Origin of the sequence: Streptomyces sp. V4I2 (assembly GCF_030817655.1) — a bacterium.
Classification (GTDB): Bacteria; Actinomycetota; Actinomycetes; order Streptomycetales; family Streptomycetaceae; genus Streptomyces; species Streptomyces plumbiresistens.
Map to the genome: position 1 here is coordinate 7,889,643 of NZ_JAUSZM010000003.1, position 23,639 is coordinate 7,913,281.

General features: G+C 70.0%; 22 protein-coding genes. 15 read left to right on the forward strand and 7 right to left on the reverse strand.

The window, feature by feature from the left end:
* Positions 1 to 33: 33 nt before the first annotated feature.
* Together QFZ76_RS37120 and QFZ76_RS37125 are read right to left on the reverse strand one after the other, a co-directional pair.
* Positions 34 to 1,353, reverse strand: a complete 1,320-nt coding sequence (locus QFZ76_RS37120) for a D-arabinono-1,4-lactone oxidase (protein ID WP_307677772.1) — start codon at positions 1,351 to 1,353, stop codon at positions 34 to 36.
* Positions 1,313 to 2,551, reverse strand: coding sequence for an MFS transporter (locus QFZ76_RS37125; RefSeq protein WP_307677773.1), 1,239 nt, complete (start codon positions 2,549 to 2,551; stop codon positions 1,313 to 1,315). The genes QFZ76_RS37120 and QFZ76_RS37125 overlap by 41 nt, the downstream gene beginning before the upstream one ends.
* 164 nt (positions 2,552 to 2,715) lie before the next feature.
* Between QFZ76_RS37125 and QFZ76_RS37130 the strand changes: the two genes are divergently transcribed.
* Both QFZ76_RS37130 and QFZ76_RS37135 read left to right on the forward strand, forming a co-directional pair.
* Entirely contained in the window at positions 2,716 to 3,843 is a 1,128-nt protein-coding gene (locus QFZ76_RS37130; protein ID WP_307677774.1) for a ferrochelatase, read from the forward strand.
* An 8-nt stretch (positions 3,844 to 3,851) separates the two neighbouring features.
* Positions 3,852 to 4,667: an inositol monophosphatase family protein gene (locus QFZ76_RS37135; protein WP_307677775.1), complete on the forward strand. Its 816-nt coding sequence runs from the start codon at positions 3,852 to 3,854 to the stop codon at positions 4,665 to 4,667.
* Between the two features lie 77 nt (positions 4,668 to 4,744).
* Here QFZ76_RS37135 and QFZ76_RS37140 read toward each other — a convergent pair whose 3' ends face one another.
* Positions 4,745 to 4,918, reverse strand: a complete 174-nt coding sequence (locus tag QFZ76_RS37140) for a hypothetical protein (protein ID WP_266432824.1) — start codon at positions 4,916 to 4,918, stop codon at positions 4,745 to 4,747.
* 416 nt (positions 4,919 to 5,334) lie between these two features.
* Here QFZ76_RS37140 and QFZ76_RS37145 point away from each other — a divergent pair, with 416 nt between their 5' ends.
* From QFZ76_RS37145 to QFZ76_RS37160, 4 genes are all read left to right on the forward strand, one after another.
* On the forward strand, positions 5,335 to 5,988 hold the full coding sequence (locus tag QFZ76_RS37145) for a response regulator transcription factor (protein WP_007385219.1): 654 nt from the start codon (positions 5,335 to 5,337) through the stop codon (positions 5,986 to 5,988).
* Between the two features lie 6 nt (positions 5,989 to 5,994).
* On the forward strand, positions 5,995 to 7,245 hold the full coding sequence (locus tag QFZ76_RS37150) for a HAMP domain-containing sensor histidine kinase (protein ID WP_307677776.1): 1,251 nt from the start codon (positions 5,995 to 5,997) through the stop codon (positions 7,243 to 7,245).
* 405 nt (positions 7,246 to 7,650) lie between these two features.
* The gene (locus tag QFZ76_RS37155) at positions 7,651 to 7,947 is read left to right on the forward strand and encodes a DUF4193 domain-containing protein (protein ID WP_005481602.1); all 297 of its coding nucleotides are present in this window, start codon (positions 7,651 to 7,653) and stop codon (positions 7,945 to 7,947) included.
* A 13-nt stretch (positions 7,948 to 7,960) separates the two neighbouring features.
* Positions 7,961 to 8,893, forward strand: coding sequence for a hypothetical protein (locus tag QFZ76_RS37160; RefSeq protein WP_307677777.1), 933 nt, complete (start codon positions 7,961 to 7,963; stop codon positions 8,891 to 8,893).
* A gap of 100 nt (positions 8,894 to 8,993) precedes the next feature.
* On the opposite strand, the gene QFZ76_RS37165 is transcribed toward QFZ76_RS37160, so the two are convergent.
* Positions 8,994 to 9,455 (reverse strand): DUF3093 domain-containing protein, encoded by a 462-nt coding sequence (locus QFZ76_RS37165; protein ID WP_266432817.1) that lies wholly within the window; start codon positions 9,453 to 9,455, stop codon positions 8,994 to 8,996.
* A gap of 58 nt (positions 9,456 to 9,513) precedes the next feature.
* Here QFZ76_RS37165 and QFZ76_RS37170 point away from each other — a divergent pair, with 58 nt between their 5' ends.
* From QFZ76_RS37170 to QFZ76_RS37210, 9 genes are all read left to right on the forward strand, one after another.
* Positions 9,514 to 10,098, forward strand: coding sequence for a PaaI family thioesterase (locus tag QFZ76_RS37170; protein WP_307677778.1), 585 nt, complete (start codon positions 9,514 to 9,516; stop codon positions 10,096 to 10,098).
* The gene (dut, locus tag QFZ76_RS37175) at positions 10,095 to 10,655 is read left to right on the forward strand and encodes a dUTP diphosphatase (protein ID WP_307677779.1); all 561 of its coding nucleotides are present in this window, start codon (positions 10,095 to 10,097) and stop codon (positions 10,653 to 10,655) included. The genes QFZ76_RS37170 and dut overlap by 4 nt, the downstream gene beginning before the upstream one ends.
* A gap of 1 nt (position 10,656) precedes the next feature.
* Positions 10,657 to 11,430, forward strand: a complete 774-nt coding sequence (locus tag QFZ76_RS37180) for a DUF3710 domain-containing protein (protein WP_307677780.1) — start codon at positions 10,657 to 10,659, stop codon at positions 11,428 to 11,430.
* A 147-nt stretch (positions 11,431 to 11,577) separates the two neighbouring features.
* A complete protein-coding gene (locus tag QFZ76_RS37185; RefSeq protein ID WP_307677781.1) occupies positions 11,578 to 12,759 on the forward strand; it encodes an alginate lyase family protein in 1,182 nt (393 codons plus the stop codon).
* A gap of 60 nt (positions 12,760 to 12,819) precedes the next feature.
* Positions 12,820 to 13,512: an ABC transporter ATP-binding protein gene (locus tag QFZ76_RS37190; protein ID WP_307677782.1), complete on the forward strand. Its 693-nt coding sequence runs from the start codon at positions 12,820 to 12,822 to the stop codon at positions 13,510 to 13,512.
* A 135-nt stretch (positions 13,513 to 13,647) separates the two neighbouring features.
* Positions 13,648 to 16,197, forward strand: a complete 2,550-nt coding sequence (locus QFZ76_RS37195) for a sensor histidine kinase KdpD (RefSeq protein ID WP_307677783.1) — start codon at positions 13,648 to 13,650, stop codon at positions 16,195 to 16,197.
* Entirely contained in the window at positions 16,194 to 16,877 is a 684-nt protein-coding gene (locus tag QFZ76_RS37200; RefSeq protein WP_307677784.1) for a response regulator, read from the forward strand. Before QFZ76_RS37195 ends, QFZ76_RS37200 begins: the two co-directional genes overlap by 4 nt.
* A gap of 137 nt (positions 16,878 to 17,014) precedes the next feature.
* Positions 17,015 to 17,413, forward strand: coding sequence for an OB-fold nucleic acid binding domain-containing protein (locus QFZ76_RS37205; protein ID WP_266432801.1), 399 nt, complete (start codon positions 17,015 to 17,017; stop codon positions 17,411 to 17,413).
* A gap of 3 nt (positions 17,414 to 17,416) precedes the next feature.
* Entirely contained in the window at positions 17,417 to 18,178 is a 762-nt protein-coding gene (locus tag QFZ76_RS37210) for a DUF3159 domain-containing protein (protein ID WP_307677785.1), read from the forward strand.
* 133 nt (positions 18,179 to 18,311) lie between these two features.
* Here the strand turns inward: QFZ76_RS37210 and QFZ76_RS37215 are convergent, their stop codons facing one another.
* From QFZ76_RS37215 to metH, 3 genes are all read right to left on the reverse strand, one after another.
* Positions 18,312 to 18,989, reverse strand: a complete 678-nt coding sequence (locus QFZ76_RS37215; RefSeq protein ID WP_266432797.1) for a TrkA family potassium uptake protein — start codon at positions 18,987 to 18,989, stop codon at positions 18,312 to 18,314.
* Complete coding sequence (locus QFZ76_RS37220) at positions 18,989 to 19,660, reverse strand: TrkA family potassium uptake protein (RefSeq protein ID WP_266432794.1); 672 nt, start codon at positions 19,658 to 19,660, stop codon at positions 18,989 to 18,991. The genes QFZ76_RS37215 and QFZ76_RS37220 overlap by 1 nt, the downstream gene beginning before the upstream one ends.
* 173 nt (positions 19,661 to 19,833) lie before the next feature.
* Positions 19,834 to 23,352 (reverse strand): methionine synthase, encoded by a 3,519-nt coding sequence (gene metH, locus QFZ76_RS37225; protein ID WP_307677786.1) that lies wholly within the window; start codon positions 23,350 to 23,352, stop codon positions 19,834 to 19,836.
* Positions 23,353 to 23,639: the final 287 nt, after the last annotated feature.

Here is a 23,639-nt window from a genome sequence, read left to right on the forward strand (position 1 = left end):
CGCGGCCCCACCTCCTCGATCACGCCCTCGCCCCTACTCGCCCAACACCCGCCGCAGGTAGTCGTTCTGGAACCGACGCTCAGGATCGAGCCGGTCCCGCAACGCGGTGAACTCGCCGAAGCGGGGGTAGACACCGGCGAAGTACTCGGCGTCGCGCGTGTGGATCTTGCCCCAGTGCGGCCGGCCCTCGTGTGCGGTCAGGATCCGCTCCGCGGCGGTGAAGTACGCCTGGTAGGGCGTCCCCTTGACCATGTGGACGGCGATGTACGCACTGTCGCGGCCCGACGCCGTGGACAGCGTGATGTCGTCGGCCGGCGCGGTGCGCACCTCGACCGGGAAACTGACCCGCAGTCCCGACCGGTCGACCATCCTCTTCAGCTCACGCAGCGCCTCGGCCAGGGCCGCACGCGGGACGGCGTACTCCATCTCCACGAAGCGCACCCGGCGCGGCGAGGTGAAGACCTTGTAGGGAATGTCGGTGTAGGTGCGCGCGGACAGGGCCTTGCTGGAGATCTGCGCGATCGACGGGATCGTGGCGGGTACCGCGCGGCCGACCCATTGGGCGGCCTGGAAGACGCCGTTGGAGAGGAACTCGTCCTCGAACCAGCCCGCGAGCTGCCCCACCGGGTTCTCCGGCCCCGCGCTGCGGTTGTTGCGCTTGGTGTTGGTGCTGCCGGTGTGCGGGAACCAGTAGAACTCGAAGTGCTCGTTCTCGGCCCACAGTTCGTCGAACTCGGCGACGACCCGGTCGAAGGGCATCGGCTCCTCGCGGGCCGTGAGCAGGAAGATCGGCTCCACGGCGAAAGTGATCGCGGTGACGATGCCGAGCGCGCCCAGCCCTATTCGGGCGGCCGCGAAGACCTCGGGATTCTCCTTCTCGGAACAGGCGAGCACTGACCCGTCCGCGGTGACCAGCTCAAGGCCCCTGATCTGGGCGGCGATCGAGGCCGACTCGCGGCCGGTGCCGTGGGTGCCGGTACTCGTGGCCCCGGACACTGTCTGCTCCATGATGTCGCCCATGTTGGTGAGGGACAGACCCTCACGGGCCAGGGCCATGTTGAGTCTCTTGAGCGGGGTGCCGGCCTCGACCGTGACCGTCATCGCGTCCCGGTCGATGGCACGGATGCCGGTCAACAGTTGAGGACGGATCAACACACCGTCGGTCGCCGCGATCGACGTGAAGGAATGCCCGGTACCGACGGCCTTCACCTTCAGACCGTCCTCGGCCGCCCTGCGCACCGCCTCGGACAACTCCTCGACGGAGGCGGGAGTGACCTCCCGCGCGGGGCGGGCGGCGACGTTGCCGCCCCAGTTACGCCAGGTGCCGTTCTTCACGCTCGCTGTGCTGCTCAACGGTGCCTCCACGATGCGGAACCGGCCTGCTGAGCCGGCGGTACCCGAGGAAACCGACCGCGACCGCGACGGCCCCGGACACCGCCGGAACCCCGTACCCGGCCCGCGCACCGGCGGCGTCGATCACCCAGCCGGCCGCCGAGGAGCCGAGCGCGACCCCGACCGCGAGCCCGGTGCTCACCCAGGTCATGCCCTCGGTCAGTTGTGCGCGTGGTACGTGCTGTTCGATGAGGGACATCGTCGTGATCATCGTGGGAGCGATGGACAGGCCCGCAACGAACAGCGCCACGGCCAGAAACGGCAAGTTTCCGACCAGTAGGAGGGGGATCATACTCACGGCCATCGCGCAGATTCCCAGCAACCAGCGAGGTTCGGGTGCCCCCTTGAAGTGCAACAGCCCGAAGACGAGCCCCGCGACGCAGGAGCCCGCCGCGTACAGCGCGAGGACGACGCTCGCCGCTCCCTTGTGGCCCTGCTCTTCGGCGAAGGCCACGGTGACCACGTCGACCGCCCCGAAGATCGCGCCGGTCGCCACGAAGGTGGCCACCAGGACCTGGAGGCCGGGCGCGCGCATGGCCGTGCCGCCGCCCTGGTGCGCGCGCGGATGCGGGGCCGGCTCGGTGGCGGTTTGCGCGGTCAGCCAGAAGACGCCGACCGCCAGGAAGCAGGCGGCGAGCAGCGGCCCGGCCTCCGGGAACCAGACCGTGGACAGGCCGATCGAGATGATCGGCCCGAAGATGAAGCAGACCTCGTCGATCACGGACTCGAAGGAGTACGCGGTGTGCAGCTGCGGGGTGTCCCGGTACACGGCCGCCCACCGCGCCCGGATCATCGCGCCGATGCTCGGCACACAGCCGATGCCGGCACTGAACACGTACAGCGTCCAGTCCGGCCACCTGTAGTGGGCGGCGAACAGCAGCCCGGCCGCCGCGACGAGCGCGATCAGCGTCGCCGGCCGCAGCACCCGCCGCTGCCCGTACTGGTCCACCAGCCGCGAGACCTGCGGACCCGCCGCCGCGGCGGCGAGCGCCATGGTGGCCGACAGCGCGCCGGCCAGCCCGTACCGCCCGGTCAGCTGGGAGACCATCGTCACCACGCCGATGCCCATCATGGACAGCGGCATACGGCCGAGGAAGCCCGCGGCCGAGAAGCCCTTGGAGCCTGGGGCGGCGAACAGGGCGCGGTAGGGGCTGGGCACGGGGTCTCCGGTCGGACAGAGGAGGGGCTGTTCAGTAAGGCGCGAATACCGCCGATACAGCTTACGAGTTAGGTGACCCTAACGCACGCCGCGCGGTGGGACGGAGAACCTCGCACGTCACCCGCCGTTTCCCGGCTGTCAGACACGGGTGGCAGGATCTACTCATGCCAGACGTGCTCGATGCCACCCCCTACGACGCCCTGCTCCTGCTCTCGTTCGGCGGCCCCGAGGGACCGGATGACGTGGTCCCGTTCCTGGAGAACGTGACGCGGGGGCGCGGCATCCCCAAGGAACGCCTCAAGGAAGTCGGTCAGCACTACTTCCTGTTCGGCGGGGTCAGCCCGATCAACGACCAGAACCGCGCCCTTCTGGACGCCCTCCGCAAGGACTTCGCAGGTCACGGCCTGGACCTGCCGGTCTACTGGGGCAACCGCAACTGGGCGCCCTACCTGACGGACACGCTGCGCGAGATGGTCACCGACGGCCGCCGCCGCATCCTGGTCCTCGCCACCAGCGCCTACGCCTCCTACTCCGGCTGCCGCCAGTACCGCGAGAACCTCGCCGACTCGCTGGCTGCCCTCGAGGCCGAGGGCCTGGAGCTGCCGAAGATCGACAAGCTGCGGCACTACTTCAACCACCCGGGCTTCCTGGAGCCCATGATCGACGGCGTGATCGAGTCCCTCGCCGACCTCCCCGAGGACGTCCGGGACGGCGCCCACATCGCCTTCTCGACCCACTCGATCCCGACCGCCTCCGCCGACTCCTCCGGCCCCGTCGAGGAGCACGGCGACGGCGGCGCGTACGTCAGGCAGCACCTGGACGTCGCACGGCTGATCGCCGACGCCGTCCGCGAGCGCACCGGCGTCGACCACCCCTGGCAGCTCGTCTACCAGTCCCGCTCCGGCGCCCCGCACATCCCGTGGCTGGAGCCCGACATCTGCGACCACCTGGAGGAGCGGCACGCGGCCGGCGCCCCGGCGGTCGTGATGGCGCCCATCGGCTTCGTCTCCGACCACATGGAGGTCCTGTACGACCTCGACACGGAGGCCAAAGCCAAGGGCGAGGAGCTGGACCTGCCGGTGCGCCGCTCGGCCACCGTCGGCGCCGACCCGCGGTTCGCCGCCGCCATCCGCGACCTCGTCCTGGAGCGGGGCGCCGTCGAGCGCGGACAGGAGGTCACGCCGTGCGCCCTGGGCGCGCTCGGCGCCGGCCACAACCTCTGCCCGGTGGGCTGCTGCCCGGCCCGCGCCCCCCGTCCCGCCGCCGCGGGCGCCGACAGCCCCTACGCATGAGGAGCCCCGTGACCGACGCCCTGCTCGCGGAACTGCTGCAGCCGGCCCAGGAGGCCGCCCGCCGCGCCGGTGCGCTGCTGCGGGACGGCCGCCCGGCCGACCTCGCGGTCGCCGCCACCAAGTCCAGCCCCATCGACGTGGTCACCGAGATGGACGTCGCGGCGGAGAAGCTGATCACGGACCTGATCTCCGAGCACCGCCCTGACGACGGCTTCCTCGGCGAGGAGGGTGCCTCCACCGAGGGCACCAGCGGCGTCCGCTGGGTAATCGACCCGCTCGACGGGACGGTCAACTACCTGTACGGCCTGCCCACTTGGTCCGTCTCCATCGCCGCCGAGCTGGACGGCGAGACCGTCGTCGGCGTCGTCGCGGTCCCGATGCGCGGCGAGACGTTCCACGCCGTACGCGGCGGCGGAGCCTGGGCGAGGGGCGCCTGGGACGGCGAGCGCAGGCTCGCCTGCCGCCCCGCGCCGCCCCTGGAGCAGGCCCTGGTCTCGACCGGCTTCAACTACGTCACCGACGTCCGCGTCCACCAGGCCGAGGTCGCCCGCAAGCTCATCCCGCTGCTGCGCGACATCCGACGGGGCGGTTCGGCCGCCGTCGACCTGTGCGACCTGGCGGCCGGCCGTCTCGACGGCTACTACGAACGTGGCCTCCACCCCTGGGACCTCGCCGCGGGCGACCTGATCGCCCGAGAGGCGGGCGCCCTGACCGGTGGACGCCCCGGAGAGCGCCCCGCACACGCCCTGACGGTCGCGGCCACCCCTGGCGTCTTCGAGCCCCTCCAGCAGCTCCTGGAGGACTTCGGCGCCTGGCACGACTGAACGGCTCGGTCGCCGAGCAGAACAGCGGGGCCCGGCGCTGGATTCGCCGGGCCCCGCTGTTCTGCGCTACGAGCTGTTCAGACGCTAGACGCGCCGACCTCCACACCGTGTTCGGCGGCGAGGCGGCGCAGGTCGTCGAGTTCGGCCTGCTCCACCTCGACGAGGAAGTCGTCGCCCTCGTCGCGAGCCCGCGTCAGGTCGGACTCGGTCGCCCTTATACGCTGCCGAAGTCCTGCGGTGAATGCGTCCATGCTGCGCCCCCTCGTCCTGGGTCGTGGGTCGATGGCACGGGGGTGTGCCGTTCGGAAGGGGCGATCACGTCTCCAGTGGGTGCCCAGCGCAGCCCGGTGCTGGGCGGCGACGGTGCCGGACACCCACGCCCACTCTGCGGCAAGCGGATCGCAGCGTGCCACATGGTGGTGCGGCACATGCAGAGCGTGATCGCGGGGTGTAAAGCCGTCCTCCCCCCGCTCCCATCCACGGAAACCTCAACCCGTCGAGAAAATCTCGCATTCCCCGGCCTCACACCCGTCCTTCAGACCGTGCTCACCCGCCTTACAGCCGACTTATGGCCGAAAAGGGCAGGATGGAGGTCAACACACTCACCAAGCCCCCTGCCCGCGTGCCCCAGAAGCGCTACGCGGGTGGACACAGGAAGGACAGCGACGTGCGCGTACTCGTCGTCGAGGACGAGCAGCTGCTCGCCGATGCGGTGGCCACCGGACTGCGCCGGGAGGCCATGGCCGTCGACGTCGTGTACGACGGTGCGGCCGCCCTGGAACGCATCGGCGTGAACGACTACGACGTGGTCGTCCTCGACCGTGACCTGCCTCTCGTGCACGGCGACGACGTGTGCCGCAAGATCGTCGAACTCGGCATGCCCACCCGCGTGCTGATGCTCACGGCGTCCGGTGACGTCAGCGACCGTGTCGAGGGGCTGGAGATCGGCGCCGACGACTATCTGCCCAAGCCCTTCGCGTTCAGCGAGCTGACGGCACGCGTGCGTGCCCTGGGCCGGCGTACCAGCGTGCCCCTGCCGCCCGTCCTGGAGCGGGCCGGGATCAAGCTCGACCCGAACCGCCGCGAGGTCTTCCGCGACGGCAAGGAAGTCCAGCTGGCGCCCAAGGAGTTCGCCGTCCTGGAGGTGCTGATGCGCAGCGAGGGCGCGGTCGTCTCGGCCGAGCAACTCCTGGAGAAGGCGTGGGACGAGAACACCGACCCGTTCACCAACGTCGTGCGGGTGACCGTCATGACCCTGCGCCGCAAGCTCGGTGAGCCGCCCGTCATCGTCACCGTCCCCGGCTCCGGCTACCGGATCTGACCGGCCGTGGCAGCGACCCCGGCGCCTCCCCAGGCGCCCCCGAAGCCCACCTGGGACCCGCGGAGGCCGGAGCCGCCCTTTCCGTGGCTGCGCCCGACCATCCGCATAAGGCTCACGCTGCTGTACGGCGGCATGTTCCTGATCGCCGGCATCCTGCTGCTGTCGATCATCTACCTGCTCGCCGCGCAGGCGCTGAACACGGGCAACGAACCGCTGTTCAAGATCGTCGGCGGCACCGACATCAGGGTCAGCAGCGACAACTGCCCTGCCGTGAACAACGCGAGCAACCTCCCGCTCGACACGTTCAACCAGACGATCAGCGCCTGCATCGACCACCAGCGCCAGGTCGCCCTGGACAACCTGCTCAGCCGCTCCCTGCTGGCCCTGCTGGGTCTCGCGGTGATCGCCTTCGCCTTCGGCTACGCCATGGCGGGCCGCGTTCTGTCGCCGCTCGGCCGGATCACCCGCACCGCGCGCGCGGTGGCGGGCTCGGACCTGTCCCGCCGGATCGAGCTGGACGGCCCGGACGACGAGCTCAAGGAGCTGGCCGACACCTTCGACGAGATGCTGGAGCGGCTGCAGCGGGCGTTCACCGCGCAGCAGCGCTTCGTCGGCAACGCCTCGCACGAGCTGAGAACCCCGCTCGCGATCAACCGCACGCTCCTCGAGGTGCATCTGTCCGATCCGAGCGCGCCGGTGGAGCTGCAGCAGCTCGGCAAGACGCTGCTGGCCACCAACGAGCGCAGTGAGCAGCTCGTCGAGGGCCTGCTGCTGCTCGCCCGCAGCGACAACCAGATCGTCGAGCGCAAGCCGGTCGACCTCGCCGAGGTGGCCGAGCAGGCGGTCGACCAGGTGCACGGCGAGGCGCTGGCCAAGGGCGTGGTGATCCGCGGCGAGCAGAAGCCCGCGGTCGTCCAGGGCAACGGCGTGCTGCTGGAGCGGATCGCCCTGAACCTCCTTCAGAACGCCGTGCGGTACAACGTGCCGGAGGGCGGCTGGGTCGAGGTGACGACAGAGGTGCAGCACGGCCAGGCGGTGCTCGTGGTGTCCAACACGGGCCCGGTGGTGCCGGCGTACGAGATCGACAACCTCTTCGAGCCGTTCCGGCGGCTGCGCACGGAGCGCACGGGCAGCGACAAGGGCGTCGGACTCGGCCTGTCCATCGTCCGGTCCGTGGCCCGGGCGCACGGCGGCCACATCTCGGCGCAACCGCGCGAGGGAGGTGGACTCGTGATGCGGGTAACCCTTCCCGTCTGAGATCATGGCCCCCGCACTCGATCCAACACACGGGGATGTTCGCTTTGCGCGGAATTTTTGCGGCGCCTTCCGGACAACTCGGTGTGTGATCGATCACAAGGACGAATTTCCGGCCATCTACTCTCCGTGATCATGCACCCTGTCGGAAAGCCGGGAAAATCCGGGTTTTCAGGGGTCCTGATCACGGGAAGTACACGGTGAGACGCCTTTGAAGTGCGGGATTCGGACCGTGTACGGTCCCGATCGCCATCCAACCCGATCACTCAAGAGGAGTCCGGTTGGGTGTCGATTGAGTAACAGACCTTGATGTGAGGCAAAATCTCCGCCTCGGGTCGGGCACAAGTCCGGCCTCTCACGCGTTACGTGCGCTTGAGACACCGCAGACACCCAGAGGGGGAGAGCGACATGGCAACCGACTACGACACCCCACGCAAGACCGACGACGACGTCGACTCGGACAGCCTTGAAGAACTGAAGGCTCGCCGGAACGACAAGTCGACCTCCGCAGTGGATGTCGACGAGTTCGAAGCCGCCGAAGGCCTCGAACTGCCCGGCGCGGACCTCTCGAACGAAGAGCTGGCCGTCCGGGTGCTGCCCAAGCAGCAGGACGAGTTCACTTGCATGAGCTGCTTCCTGGTGCACCACCGCAGCCAGCTGGCCCGCGAGAAGAACGGTCAGCCGATCTGCCGCGACTGCGACTGAGGGCGGGTCGGCCGTGACTGGCTCGACCCCACCTCGGAAGCGCCGCTTCCACCTACCGGGAGCGGACCAGGAGCCGTCCGAAGGGCGGCTCGGCGCGCGTGACGACGAGCGGGGCTCATCCGATCAGGGATCGGCCTCGCTCGAACCGGCGGTCGGCCGGCCCGGATTTCCGGCGCCGGCCGAGACCTCCGCGCCCGTCGCCAGGCGGCGGGGCGCGGTGATCCGGGACAAGGCCCGGGAAGGGGTTCGCAAGGGCGGCAGCCGGGCCAGGGCGGGCCTGGCGTACCTCGCCGACCGCATCATCGACAACGCCCCGAGGATCCCCGTACGGGACCTCGCGACGCTTCGCAGGCAGTTCCCCGGGCTGGGGCCCGAGGAGCTCGCGGACAAGCTCGTGGCCGGCGCCGCGAGCGCCACCGCGACGGTCGGAGCGGGCATCGGAGCGGCGGCCATGATGCCCGTGCCGCCCGCCATGCCGACCGAACTGGCCGCCGAGATCACCGGCGTCGCCGCGATCGAGCTCAAGCTGATCGCCGAACTCCACGAGGTCTACGGCGTCCGGCCGCCGGGCAGTCTCAAGCAGCGCAGCACCGCGTATCTCGACTCCTGGTCGGGAGAGCGCGGCATCGACATGTCCAAGCCGTCCACGGTGAGTGCGGCGCTCAACAGCCCTGTGAAGCATCAACTGCGGCAACAGATCATGAAACGCGTGGTGCGCAACCTGCCGAACCTGATGCCGTTCATGGTCGGCGCGGCCGTCGGAGCGGTCATGAACCGCCGGGACACGAGAAAACTCGCGGAGCGGATCCGGTCGGATCTCCGCAAGATCCAGGTGCCTTGGGACGCGCTTGTCGAACTGCCCCGGCTGGAGTCCCCCGAGGATCCGCTCAATATCGGGGACATTCCGAAGGGACTCGGCCGCGGACACAAAGAAATCGGGCCCTGACGAAGTTTTTGCGCGGCGGTGAAAAAGATTTTGGCCCGCCTCGGCGCAGCCCGTCGCGGATCTTCGGGTGAAGTCCCGCCCGAGTGTTCTACGTCAGTCCCTACGCCGCCGCGCGTGCCGACTCGAGTGCCTCCGCCAGCCGTTCCGGCTCACGTGTCGACAGGTACAGGTACGGCGTCGGGTCGGCCGGGTCCGTGACCTCCACGCGCAGCGCGGTGGGGATGTAGGCGCGCAGCAGCAGGAAGGCGCGGGTGTCGGCCTTGTAGGTACGCCAGGCGCGCGCCTCCTCCGGGTCCAGGACCTGGGCATCGCCCAGGGCCGCCACCGGGATCTTCGCCTCGCCCGCGATCAGGAACCCGCCCACGACGCGGATCCGCGGCGAGCCGTACGAACTGGCCACGACCGCTGCCACCGCCGTCCCGCCGACCAGGCCGCCGAGCAGCGGCAGGGTGCCGAAGGGCAGCAGGATCAACGCCATCGAGACCCCGACCAGGAAAGAGATCAGCCACCAGGTGCGGGGGGCGGTGAGGCGTTCTTCGTACGGGGTGGCGGAGAGCTGCATGAAGCCAAGCTTGGCATGGTGTTCGGACACTGCCGACGCGCGGGTAAGGTCTGCGGCTGTGAGTGGTACTTCCGCAGCTCTTAAGCCTCCCGCCGACGCGGTGCGACCCGTGCGGCACCCGGACGCTCCCGCGCCCGGTGAGCTCCTCGGCGCGCACTACGACCAGTGCTTCGGCTGTGGCGACGGGCAGCAGCACGGGCTGCACCTGCAGGCGCGGGCCGGCGAGGGTGTCACCATCACGGCCGAGTTCACCGTGCGGCCCGCCCATCAGGGCGCCCCGGGCCTCGCCCACGGCGGGGTACTCGCCTCGGCCCTCGACGAGACCCTCGGCTCGCTGAACTGGCTGCTGCGGACGATCGCGGTGACCGGGCGGCTGGAGACGGACTTCGTACGCCCCGTGCCGGTCGGTACGACGCTGCACCTGGCGGCCGAGGTGACGGCGGTGGCAGGCCGGAAGATCTACTCGACCGCCACCGGACGCATCGGCGGACCCGACGGGCCGGTCGCCGTCCGCGCCGACGCCCTCTTCGTCGAGGTGAAGGTCGACCACTTCGTGGAGAACGGCCGCCCGGAGGAGATCCGGGCGGCCATGAACGACCCGGACCAGGTCCGGCGTGCCCGTGCCTTCGAGGTGAACCCGTGAGCCGTGACCCCGTGAACGTGCTGATCCGCCGCGTCGATCCCGACGTACCGCTTCCGACGTACGCGCATCCCGGTGACGCGGGAGCCGATCTGCGCACCACCGAGAGCCGTGAACTGAAGCCGGGCGAACGGGCCGTGCTGCCCACGGGGGTGTCTGTGGCTCTGCCGGAGGGGTACGCGGCCTTCGTGCACCCACGATCCGGCCTCGCCGCCCGCTGCGGTGTCGCTCTCGTGAATGCCCCGGGGACGGTTGATGCCGGGTACCGTGGGGAGATCAAGGTGATCGTGGTGAATCTCGACCCGCGCGAGTCCGTGCGGTTCGAGCGCTTCGACCGGATTGCCCAACTGGTCGTCCAGCAGGTCGAGAAGGTCCGCTTCCAGGAGGTCGCGGAGCTTCCCGACTCGGCTCGGGCCGAGGGGGGCTTCGGGTCCACCGGCGGCCATGCGGCTGTGGGTGGCTCGAGCAGCACAAACAGCACACGCGGTCAGGCCGCCGACGGCGGCACAGCGGGTGGGAATCGATACGCTTCGGTCGTATCCGACCGGGAAGGACAGTGACGTGTTCGGACGTCGCAAGAAGAAGGGTGCCGCCGAGGACGCGGCCGGCGAGCCCGAGCAGGTCGTCGACGGTGTCGACACTGAGGCGGACGACAAGGTCGAGGACGAGGGCGGGCGCCCGCGCGTGAGGCTGGAGCCGGAGCCGCGGCCCGACGGGCCCTGGGACGACTCCGAGGTGCGGGACCCGGCCGAGGGCCGGGTGGACCTGGGCGGTCTGCTCGTGCCCGGCGTCGACGGCATGGAGTTGCGGGTCGAGGTCGCGGGCGACGCGATCGTCGCGGCGACCGTCGTCCTGCGGGACAGCGCCATCCAGTTGCAGGCCTTCGCCGCCCCCAAGCGCGAGGGCATCTGGGGCGAGGTGCGCGAGGAGATCGGGTCGGGCATCACCCAGCAGGGCGGCATCGTCGACGAGGTCGAGGGTCCGCTGGGCTGGGAGCTGCGCGCCCAGGTGCCGGTGCAGCTGCCGGACGGCACGGGTGGCTTCCAGGTGGTGCGGTTCGTCGGTGTGGACGGCCCCCGCTGGTTCCTGCGCGGTGTCATCTCGGGCCAGGGCGCGGTACAGCCGCAGGCCGCGGGACTGCTGGAGCAGATCTTCCGGGACACGGTCGTGGTCCGCGGCGACGGCCCGATGGCCCCCCGCGACCCGATCGTCCTGAAGCTGCCGAACGACGCGCAGATGGTCCCCGAGAACGTCCAGCAGGACGACGGCACGTCCCGCTTCTCCGGCGGCATGGGCCAGTTGCAGCGTGGACCGGAGATCACCGAGGTCCGCTAGACAGACACCAGGAGGGCCGCATCCCGTGGGGATGCGGCCCTTTCTCGTGCGCGGACCCTTGACGACGAATTGGTCTGTACCTACGGTCTCGGCTCAACGCCTGGTTCATGAGGGCGCCCCGTGTTCATGTATGAGAACGGAGCCGCCATGCGTCGTACCCCCCTCCTCGCGACCGTCACCGCCCTCGTCCTGGGCGGTCTCCTCGCGCAGCCGACCGCACCACGCGCCCAGGCCGCCCCCGCGGCCTTCGCCCATCCCGGAGTCACCGTCTCCAAGGGCCAGTTGGACTTCGCCCGCACCAAGGTCAACGCCGGCGCCCAGCCCTGGAAGGGCGCCTACGACCGGATGCTGGCGAGCAAGTACGCCGACCTGAACCGCACGCCCAAGCCGCGCGCGATCGTCGAGTGCGGCTCGTACTCGAACCCGAACCACGGCTGCACCGACGAGCGCGAAGATGCCATCGCCGCGTACACCCACGCGCTCGCCTGGTACGTCACCCGCGACGAGCGCCACGCGAAGAAGGCCATCGAGCTGATGGACGCCTGGTCCGCCGTGATCAAGGACCACACCAACAGCAACGCGCCCCTGCAGACCGGCTGGGCCGGCTCCTCCTGGCCCAGGGCCGCCGAGATCATCAAGCACACGTACACCGGGAGCTGGGCCAACTCCGGCCGCTTCGGGGCCATGCTGCGGAACGTCTACCTGCCCGAGGTCATCAACGGTTCCCACTCCAACGGCAACTGGGAGCTGTCGATGATGGAGGCCGCCGTCGGCATCGCCGTCCACCTGGAGGACAAGGCGTCGTACGACAAGGCCATGGCGAGGTTCCGGACGCGCACGGCCGCCTTCGTCTACCTCGCCTCCGACGGCGAGCTGCCGAAGACCGTGCCGGGCCAGAACCTCGACACCAGGGACAAGATCGTCCGGTACTGGCAGGGCCAGTCGACCTTCGTCACCGGGCTCACCCAGGAGACCTGCCGCGACCTCACGCACACCGGCTACGGCATCTCGGCGATCTCCCATGTCGCCGAGACCAGCCGGATCCAGGGCCAGGACCTGTACGGCACCGACGTCGGCGAACGGCTGCGGCAGGCGCTCGGGTTCCAGGCCAGGTACGAGCTGGGTGCGGCCGTGCCGAGCTGGCTGTGTGGCGGCTCGCTGCGCCTCGGGCTCGGGCCGGTCACCGAGGTCGGCTACAACGCCCTGCATCACAGGCTTGGCATGCCCATGACTAATACGCAGGCGCTGACCGAGCGCAACCGCCCGGCCGGCACCAACAACCTCTTCGTGGCCTGGGAAACGCTCACCCACGGGGACAACCCGAGCTGAACCGTTGAACTGCCGGGCGCCGGTTGGCGATACTGGCGCCCGGTTCACGGGGGAGGACGCATGACTCAGGTGGTCACCGAGACCATGGTGCGCGTCGAGAACGTCCGCAAGTCGTACGGCGACTCGGCCGCCGCGGTCCACGCCCTGCGCGGGGTCTCCTTCGAGGTGCCGCGCGGCGAACTCGTCGCCCTCAAGGGGCGCTCGGGATCCGGGAAGACCACGCTCCTCAACATCGTCGGCGGGCTCGACGTACCGGACGAGGGGCGGGTCACGGTCGACGGGCTCGACCTCGCGGAGCTGGGTGAGGACGGGCTGCTCGCGCTGCGCCGGGACCGTATCGGGTTCGTCTTCCAGTCCTTCGGGCTGATCCCGATCCTCACGGCCGCCGAGAACGTCGGCGTGCCGATGCGGCTGCGCCGGGCCGACCCGCGCGAGCGGGAGGAGCGTGTCGAGCTGCTGCTGTCCCTGGTCGGCCTCGCCGACCACGCGCAGCAGCGGCCCGGGGAGCTCTCCGGCGGCCAGCAGCAGCGGGTCGCCATCGCCCGCGCCCTCGCCAACAGCCCCTCGCTCCTCGTCGCCGACGAGCCGACCGGCCAGCTGGACGCGGAGACCGGCCACGCCGTGATGGAACTGCTGCGTGCCGTCGTACGCAGTGAGCAGGTCACCGCGCTGGTCGCCACGCACGACGCGAACCTGCTGGACCTGGCCGACCGGGTGCTGGAGCTGAGCGACGGGGAGATCGTCGGGACGTGACGGCAGCCGGCTGTCTCTGGCGCGTCAGGGTTGCGTCAAAGACGGTCGATGGACCACTCTCGGCCCCATTTGTCGCGATTATTGGCCGTAAGGTCGACGCTGCGTGGGCAGCAGTGACCGGAAGACAATGAGGCCATGGGACGCGGCAAGCTTCGGATCCACCTCGGTGCGGCACCGGGCGTCGGCAAGACGTACGCGATGCTGTCCGAGGCGCACCGGCGTGTCGAGCGGGGCACGGACTGCGTGGTGGCCTTTGTGGAGCACCACGGCCGGTCGCGCACCGAGGTGATGCTGCACGGTCTGGAGCAGGTGCCGCGCCGGGAGCTGGAGTACCGCGGCGGGGTGTTCACGGAGATGGACGTCGATGCCGTTCTCCGGAGGACTCCCGCCGTCGCCCTGGTGGACGAACTGGCCCACACCAATGTCCCCGGCTCGCGCAACGCCAAGCGGTGGCAGGACGTGGAGGAGCTGCTGGCGGCCGGGATCGACGTCATCACGACCGTCAACATCCAGCATCTGGAGTCGCTGGGGGACGTGGTCGAGGCGATCACGGGGGTGCGGCAGCAGGAGACGGTGCCGGACGAGGTGGTGCGGCGGGCGGATCAGATCGAGCTGGTCGACATGTCGCCACAGGCGCTGCGGCGACGGATGGCGCACGGCAACATCTACCAGCCCGACAAGGTCGACGCGGCCCTCTCGAACTACTTCCGGCCCGGCAACCTGACCGCGCTGCGGGAACTGGCGCTGTTGTGGGTGGCCGACCGGGTGGACGCCTACCTGAAGCAGTACCGAAGCGATCACCGGGTGTCGAAGATCTGGGGTTCGCGAGAGCGGATCGTGGTCGGGCTGACGGGCGGGCCGGAGGGGCGGACGCTGATCCGGCGGGCGGCGCGGCTGGCGGAGAAGGGCGCCGGCGGTGAGGTGCTGGCGGTGTACATATCCCGCAGCGACGGGCTGACCTCGGCCTCCCCGAAGGAACTGGCCGTCCAGCGCACGCTGGTCGAGGACCTGGGCGGCACCTTCCACCACGTCGTGGGCGACGACATACCGGCCGCGTTGCTGGACTTCGCGCGCGGCGTGAACGCCACCCAGGTCGTCCTCGGCTCCTCGCGCCGCAAGACCTGGCAGTACGTCTTCGGACCCGGCGTCGGTACGACCGTGGCCCGCGAGTCGGGACCCGACCTCGACGTGCACATCGTCACGCACGAGGAGGTCGCCAAGGGGCGCGGCCTGCCGGTGGCCCGGGGTGCGCGGCTCGGCCGGGCCCGGATCATCTGGGGCTGGGCGGTCGGCGTGCTCGGTCCGGTGATCATGGCCGTTCTGCTCAGTACCGTGCACCTCGGCCTCGCCAACGACATGCTGCTGTTCCTGACCGCCGTGGTGGCGGCGGCCCTGCTCGGCGGGCTGCTGCCCGCGCTGGGCTCGGCCGCGGTCGGTTCCCTGCTGCTGAACTACTTCTACACACCGCCCGTGCACCACTGGACCATCGCCGACCCGAAGAACATCGTCGCCATCGCGATCTTCGTCGGCGTCGGGGTGTCGGTGGCCTCCGTGGTCGACCTCGCCGCCCGCCGCACCCATCAGGCGGCCCGGCTGCGCGCCGAGTCGGAGATCCTGTCCTTCCTCGCGGGCAACGTACTGCGCGGCGAGACCGGCCTGGAGGACCTCCTGGAGCGGGTCCGCGAGACCTTCGGCATGGAGTCGGCGGCCCTGCTGGAACGCGAGAGCGACGTCGACCCCTGGACCTGCGCGGGCCGGGTCGGTCTCGGACGGCCCGCGGAGCGGCCCGAGGACGCCGACGTGGACGTGCCGGTGTCGGACCACATGGCGCTCGCGCTGACCGGCCGGGTGCTGCCGGCCGAGGACCGCCGGGTGCTGGCCGCCTTCGCCGCGCAGGCCGCGGTGGTGCTGGACCGGCGGCGCCTGCAGGAGGAGGCCGAGCGGGCCCGCGCGCTGGCCGAGGGCAACCGGATCCGCACCGCGCTGCTGGCCGCCGTGAGCCATGACCTGCGTACACCCCTGGCCGGGATCAAAGCGGCCGTCTCGTCGCTGCGGTCCGACGACGTGGCCTGGTCCGAGGAGGACCAGGCGGAGCTGCTGGAGGGCATCGAGGACGGCGCCGACCGGCTCGACCACCTGGTGGGCAACCTGCTCGACATGTCCCGGCTGCAGACCGGCACGGTCACCCCGCTGATCCGGGAGATCGACCTCGACGAGGTGGTGCCGATGGCGCTCGGCGGGGTGCCCGAGGGCAGCGCCGAGCTGGACATCCCGGAGACGCTGCCGATGGTGGCCGTGGATCCGGGGCTGCTGGAGCGGTCGGTGGCCAACCTGGTGGAGAACGCCGTGAAGTACAGCCCGGTCGGCGAGGCGGTCCTGGTGTCCGCCAGCGCCATCGCGGACCGCGTGGAGGTGCGGGTGGTCGACCGGGGGCCGGGCGTTCCCGACGAGGCCAAGGAACGCATCTTCGAGCCCTTCCAGCGTTACGGCGACGCCCCGCGCGGCGCCGGCGTCGGACTCGGCCTCGCCGTCGCACGCGGCTTCGCCGAGGCCATCGGTGGCACCCTCGACGCGGAGGACACGCCCGGCGGCGGCCTCACCATGGTCCTCACGCTGCGGGCGGCGGCAGGACCGAGTCCCGAGCAGCTGCTTCACCCCGTACGACCCGAAAGGCAGGTCACATGACCCGGGTGTTGGTGATCGACGACGAGCCGCAGATCGTGCGCGCCCTCGTGATCAACCTCAGGGCACGCAAGTACGAGGTCGACGCGGCGCACGACGGCGCCACCGCCCTCGAACTGGCCGCCGCTCACCACCCGGACGTGGTGGTGCTCGACCTGGGCCTGCCCGACATGGACGGCGTCGAGGTGATCAAGGGCCTGCGAGGCTGGACCCGGGTGCCGATCCTGGTGCTGTCCGCCCGGCACACCTCCGACGAGAAGGTCGAGGCGCTGGACGCGGGCGCCGACGACTACGTGACCAAGCCCTTCGGCATGGACGAGCTGCTCGCCCGGCTGCGCGCCGCCGTCCGCCGCGCCGAGCCGACCGGCGCCGGTGAGGACGAGGTGCTGGTGGAGACCGACGAGTTCACCGTCGACCTGGCCGCGAAGAAGGTCCAGAAGCACGGCAAGGACGTACGGCTGACGCCCACGGAGTGGCATCTGCTGGAGGTCTTGGTGCACAACACCGGCCGCCTGGTCAGCCAGCGGCAACTGCTCCAGGAGGTGTGGGGGCCGTCGTACGGGACGGAGACGAACTACCTGCGGGTCTACATGGCGCAGCTGAGGCGCAAGCTGGAGGCGGACCCGTCGCATCCCAAGCACTTCGTCACGGAGCCGGGGATGGGGTATCGATTTGAGCGGTGAGTCGGGGCCGGGCCGAGGGTCCGGGGGTTGTCCCCCCGGGGGGGGGCTGCCGTATCGCCGAGCCCGGCATGGGGTAGCGGTTCGAGCGCCGGCACCGGGGGTACGTAGCTGTCGGCGGGCCCCGGTACGCTTCAGACATGAGTGCTGTTCCTCGTTCCGAGAAGCCGGCGGGCCGGTTCCGGCGCATGCTCGGCCGGCTCTCCTCGTCGCAGGAGGACCTGGAGTCCGAGGAGCTGCGGGAGGACACCGCGACCGCGGGCTGCACGCGCATCGGTGACTGCCAGGACCGCCAGGTCGTCACGGTTACTGGTACCTTGCGCACGGTCACCCTGCGCCCGCGTGCGGGCGTCCCGGCCCTGGAGGCCGAGCTGTTCGACGGCTCCGCCGCGCTGGACGTGGTGTGGCTCGGCAGGCGTTCCATCGTGGGGATAGAGCCCGGGCGCAAGCTGATCGCATCGGGCCGGATCTCGATGAGCCGGGGCCGCCGGGTGCTGTTCAATCCGAAATACGAACTCAGACCCCTCGGACGGGAGTAGCCGGTGACGTCGCTCGACAAGCCGACCCAAGACACCGAAGCCACTGCGCAGCGGGACGCCCGGGCGGTGACCGAGGCCGCGCTGTTCGAAGCCTTCGGCGGCGTGCGGGGCATGGTCGAGACCGTTCTGCCCGGCCTGCTGTTCGTCACCATCTACACGATCAACAAGGACCTGCACCTGTCGGCGATCGCCGCACTCGGTGTGTCCCTGCTGCTGGTCGTGGTCCGGCTGGTGATGCGGGACACCGTCAAGCACGCCTTCAGCGGTGTCTTCGGCGTCGCCTTCGGTGTCGTCTTCGCGATGATGACCGGCAACGCCAAGGACTTCTACCTGCCCGGCATGCTCTACACGCTCGGCCTGGGCCTCGCCTACATCATCACGACCCTCTGCGGTGTCCCGCTGATCGGCCTGATCCTCGGCCCGGTCTTCAAGGAGAACCTCTCCTGGCGCACCCGCAACCCGGGCCGCAAGAAGGCGTACGCCAAGGCCAGCTGGGCCTGGGGCCTGATCCTGCTCGCCAAGTGCGCGATCCTCTTCCCGCTGTACTGGTGGGCCGACACGGCCCAGCTGGGCTGGGTCCTGGTCGCCCTGAAGATCCCGCCGTTCCTGCTGGCCGTCTATCTGACCTGGGTGTTCCTGGCGAAGGCGCCCGCGCCGATCGACGTGTTCGCTGAGATGGAGGCGGAGGAGAAGGCGGCCGAGGCCAAGAAGGCGGCCGCGGAGGCCGGTTCGGGTGCTGCTTCGGGGCACCGTCGGGAGGCGTAGTTCCCGGCAGGAGCGAGACAAGAACGAGAAGGGGCGCCCTGAGTCCTCAGGGCGCCCCTTCTCGTCGTACGGCTTCGTCGTACGGCTTCGTCGTACGGCTTCGTCGTACCGCTCTCGTCGACCGCCGCAGGGCTCAGCTCGCCACGTCGTCCTTGCGCACCGACAGCAGGTCCTCCAGCTGCTCCTCGCGGGCCGGGGCGGCCACGAAGAGGAGCTCGTCGCCCGCCTCCAGGGAGTCCTCCTGGGACGGGGTGAGAACGCGGGTGCCGCGGATGATCGTGACCAGGGACGTGTCCTCCGGCCATTCCACGTCGCTGACCTGGGTGCCGGCCAGGGCCGACTCCTCGGGCAGGGTCAGTTCGACGAGGTTGGCGTCGCCGTGGCTGAAGCGGAGCAGCCGGACCAGGTCGCCGACGCTCACCGCCTCCTCGACCAGGGCCGACATCAGACGCGGGGTGGAGACCGCCACGTCCACGCCCCAGGACTCGTTGAACAGCCACTCGTTCTTCGGGTTGTTCACCCGGGCGACGACGCGCGGAACGCCGTACTCCGTCTTGGCCAGCAGGGAGACGACCAGGTTGACCTTGTCGTCGCCGGTCGCGGCGATCACCACGTTGCAGCGCTGCAACGCGGCCTCGTCCAGGGACGTGATCTCACAGGCGTCGGCCAGCAGCCACTCCGCCTGCGGGACGCGCTCGACCGAGATGGCGGTCGGCGCCTTGTCGATGAGCAGGACCTCGTGGCCGTTCTCCAGCAGTTCGCCCGCGATCGAGCGGCCCACCGCACCGGCACCGGCAATGGCGACCCTCATCAGTGACCGCCCTCCTCTTCGGGACCCTTGGCGAACGCCGCCTCGACCTTGTCGACCTCGTCGGTGCGCATCATCACGTGCACCAGGTCACCCTCCTGCAACACCGTCTGCGAGGAGGGCAGGATCGCCTCGCCGAGCCGGGTCAGGAACGCCACGCGCACGCCGGTCTCCTCCTGGAGGCGGCTGATCCGCTGGCCCACCCAGGACGCGGCGGTGTGCACCTCGGCGAGCTGGACGCCACCGGTGGGGTCACGCCACAGCGGCTCGGCGCCCGAGGGAAGCAGGCGGCGCAGCATCTGGTCGGCCGTCCAGCGGACGGTGGCCACGGTCGGGATGCCCAGGCGCTGGTAGACCTCGGCACGCCGGGGGTCGTAGATCCGGGCCGCGACGTTCTCGATGCCGAACATCTCGCGGGCCACGCGCGCGGCGATGATGTTCGAGTTGTCCCCGCTGGAGACCGCGGCGAAGGCGCCGGCCTCCTCGATGCCCGCCTCGCGCAGGGTGTCCTGGTCGAAGCCGACGCCGGTGACCCGACGGCCGCCGAACCCGGAGCCCAGGCGTCGGAATGCGGTGGGGTCCTGGTCGACCACGGCGACCGTGTGCCCCTGCTGCTCCAGGGTCTGGGCGAGAGCGGAACCCACTCGCCCGCAGCCCATGATGACGATGTGCACTTGTGGCCCTACCCCGCAGTCCTGGTCATCCCGATGACCTGCGAAAACACCCTGATCACTCTTCTCTCTCAGTCTGCCGGGCAACAACGGGCAACAGCGTCCGTCGTTGCCCGAAGACGAGCTTATGCCGCAACTCCGTCCATGCCCTCATCCACGGAGGGCGCGGATTTCGTTCAGCGTGCGTTGAAGTATTTGGCTTCGGGGTGGTGGATGACGATGGCGTCGGTGGACTGTTCGGGGTGGAGCTGGAATTCCTCGGAGAGGTGGACGCCGATGCGTTCGGGTTTCAGCAGGTCGGCGATCTTGGCGCGGTCTTCGAGGTTGGGGCAGGCGCCGTAGCCGAGCGAGAAGCGGGCGCCGCGGTATTTGAGGGCGAACATGTCTTCCATGGCGTCGGGGTCCTGGCCGGCGAAGCCGAGTTCGGAGCGGACCCGGGCGTGCCAGTACTCGGCGAGGGCCTCGGCGAGCTGGACGGACAGGCCGTGCAGTTCGAGGTAGTCGCGGTAGGCGTTGGCCTCGAAGAGTGTCGCGGTCTGTTCGCCGATCCTGGAGCCGACGGTGACGACCTGCAGGCCGACCACGTCGGTTTCGCCGGATTCTTCGGGGCGGAAGAAGTCGGCCAGACACAGCCGGCGTCCGCGGCGCTGGCGGGGGAAGGTGAAGCGGGTGGTCTCGTTGCCCTGCTCGTCCAGCAGGATCAGGTCGTCGTCCTTGGACACGCAGCGGTAGTAGCCGTAGACCACGGCCGCTTCGAGGAGGTTGTCCCGCTGCAGCTGGTCGAGCAGGCCGCGCAGCCGGGGCCGGCCCTCGGTCTCGACGAGTTCCTCATACGACGGTCCGTCGCCGGTGCGGGCCTGCTTCAGGCCCCACTGGCCCTTGAACAGGGCGCCCTCGTCGAGCCAGGCGGCGTATTCCTTGAGCTGGATGCCCTTGATGACGCGGCTGCCCCAGAACGGCGGGGCGGGAACCGGGTTGTCGACGGCGACGTCGGAGCGGACCGCGCCCTCGGCGGGGCGTTCCTCGACCTCGACCGCGGCGGGGCGGACGCGGCGTTGTTTGAGTTCGGGCAGCTGGGCGCCGGGCACCCCGCGTTTGACGCCGATCAGGGCGTCCATCAGGCGCAGGCCCTCGAAGGCGTCCCGGGCGTAGCGGACTTCGCCCTGGTAGATGTCGTGCAGGTCCTGCTCGACGTACGCCCTCGTCAGCGCGGCGCCGCCGAGGATGACGGGGAAGTCGGCGGCCAGGCCGCGCTGGTTGAGCTCCTGCAGGTTCTCCTTCATGATCACCGTGGATTTGACCAGCAGCCCGGACATGCCGATCACGTCCGCCCGGTGTTCCTCGGCGGCCTCCAGGATCGCCGAGACGGGCTGCTTGATCCCCAGGTTGACCACGTTGTAGCCGTTGTTGGACAGGATGATGTCGACGAGGTTCTTGCCGATGTCGTGGACGTCGCCGCGCACCGTGGCGAGCACGATGGTGCCCTTGCCGGCCTCGTCGCCCTCGACCTTTTCCATGTGCGGTTCCAGGTAGGCGACCGCGGTCTTCATCACCTCGGCGGACTGCAGCACGAACGGCAGCTGCATCTGCCCCGACCCGAACAGCTCCCCGACCACCTTCATGCCGTCCAGCAGGGTCTCGTTGACGATGTCCAGCGCCGGACGCGTCTGCAGCGCCTCGTCGAGGTCGGCCTCCAGGCCGTTCTTCTCGCCGTCGATGATGCGCCGCTTGAGCCGCTCGTTGAGCGGCAGCGCGGCCAGCTCCTCGGCCCGCCCGGCCTTCAGCGACTTGGTGGTGGCGCCCTCGAAGAGGGCCATCAGCTTCTGCAGCGGGTCGTAGCCCTCGGCGCGCCGGTCGTAGATCAGGTCGAGGGCGGTGGTGACTTCCTCCTCGGTGAACCGGGCGATCGGGAGGATCTTCGATGCGTGGACGATCGCCGAGTCCAGGCCGGCCTTGACGCACTCGTCCAGGAACACGGAGTTGAGGAGCATCCGGGCGGCCGGGTTGAGGCCGAAGGAGATGTTCGACAGGCCGAGGGTGGTCTGCACCTCGGGGTGGCGGCGCTTGAGTTCGCGGATCGCCCCGATGGTGGCGACGCCGTCGCCGCGGGATTCCTCCTGGCCGGTGCAGATGGTGAAGGTCAGGGTGTCGATGAGGATGTCCGACTCGTGGATGCCCCAGTTCGTCGTCAGGTCGTCGATGAGGCGTTCGGCGATGGCGACCTTGTGCTCGACGGTGCGGGCCTGGCCCTGTTCGTCGATGGTCAGCGCGATCAGTGCCGCGCCGTGTTCCCGGGCGAGTCGGGTGACCTTGGCGAAGCGGGAGTCGGGGCCGTCGCCGTCCTCGTAGTTGACCGAGTTGATCACCGCGCGTCCGCCGAGTTTTTCCAGTCCGGCCTCCAGGACGTCGACCTCGGTGGAGTCCAGCACGATCGGCAGCGTGGAGGCGGTCGCGAACCGGCCGGCCAGTTCCTCCATGTCCGCGACCCCGTTGCGGCCGACGTAGTCCACGCACAGGTCGAGCATGTGGGCACCCTCGCGGATCTGCTCGCGGGCGATCTCCACACAGTCGTCCCAGCGGCCCTCCAGCATCGCCTCCCGGAACTTCCTCGACCCGTTCGCGTTCGTCCGCTCCCCGATCGCCATATACGCGGTGTCCTGACGGAACGGAACCGACTGATACAACGACGCCGCACCCGGCTCCGGACGCGGATCACGCGCGGTCGGAGTCAGGTCACGCACCCGCTCCACCACCTGACGCAGATGCTCCGGCGTCGTACCGCAGCAGCCGCCGACCAGGGACAGGCCGTACTCCCGGACGAAGGTCTCCTGGGCGTCGGCCAGTTCCGGGGCGGTGAGCGGGTAGTGGGCGCCGTCCTTGCCGAGGACGGGGAGGCCCGCGTTCGGCATGCAGGACAGGGGAATGCGGGAGTGGCGGGACAGATAGCGCAGGTGCTCGCTCATCTCGGCGGGGCCGGTGGCGCAGTTGAGGCCGATCATGTCGATGCCCAGCGGCTCCAGCGCGGTCAGCGCCGCGCCGATCTCCGAACCCAGCAGCATCGTCCCGGTCGTCTCGACGGTCACCGAGACGATCAGCGGGCGGTCCTCGCCCAGGGCGTCGAGGGCGCGGCGGGCGCCCAGGACGGCGGCCTTGGTCTGGAGCAGGTCCTGCGTGGTCTCGACGAGCAGCGCGTCGGCGCCGCCCGCGATCATGCCCTCGGCGTTCTGCTGGTAGGCGTCGCGCAGCACCTTGTACGGGGCATGTCCCAGCGTCGGCAGTTTGGTACCCGGCCCCATCGAGCCCAGCACCCAGCGCTGCTGCCCGGTCGAGGCGGTGAATTCGTCGGCCACCTCGCGGGCGATGCGGGCACCCGACTCGGACAGTTCGTACACGCGGTCGGCGATGTCGTACTCGCCGAGGGCGGCGTGGTTGGCGCCGAAGGTGTTGGTCTCGACGCAGTCGACGCCCACGGCGAAGTACGCCTCGTGGACGGAGCGCACGATGTCGGGGCGGGTCAGGTTCAGGATCTCGTTGCAGCCCTCGAGGTTCTCGAAGTCCTCCAGCGTGGGGTCCTGCGCCTGGAGCATGGTGCCCATCGCTCCGTCGGCCACCACCACACGGGAGGCGAGCGCGTCTCGAAGCGCGGACACACGAGTCCGGCTGTCGGCGGAAGGGGTCGGCGGCACAGAGGCCATGAAAGGGCTCCTTCGGGTGCGACGGCTGTCGGCTTAGCTGCCGGGGACGGCGTGCTCGGTGCAACGGTACTCGCCACCCCAATCGGTGTCGCCAAGGAGATCCGAGGCGATCAACGACGGCTGATGCGCCTGACGCTGATGAGGGTGAGGACGCCGAGGCCGAAGAGGGTGCCGGCGGCGCCGATCAGTTCTGCGGTCGTGTGCATGGAACCTCCAGCGGGCGGCAGTGGCCGGGCGAACAGTCGGGGACGGTCGGGAATTAGTCATATAGGCACGAGGACCTCGCG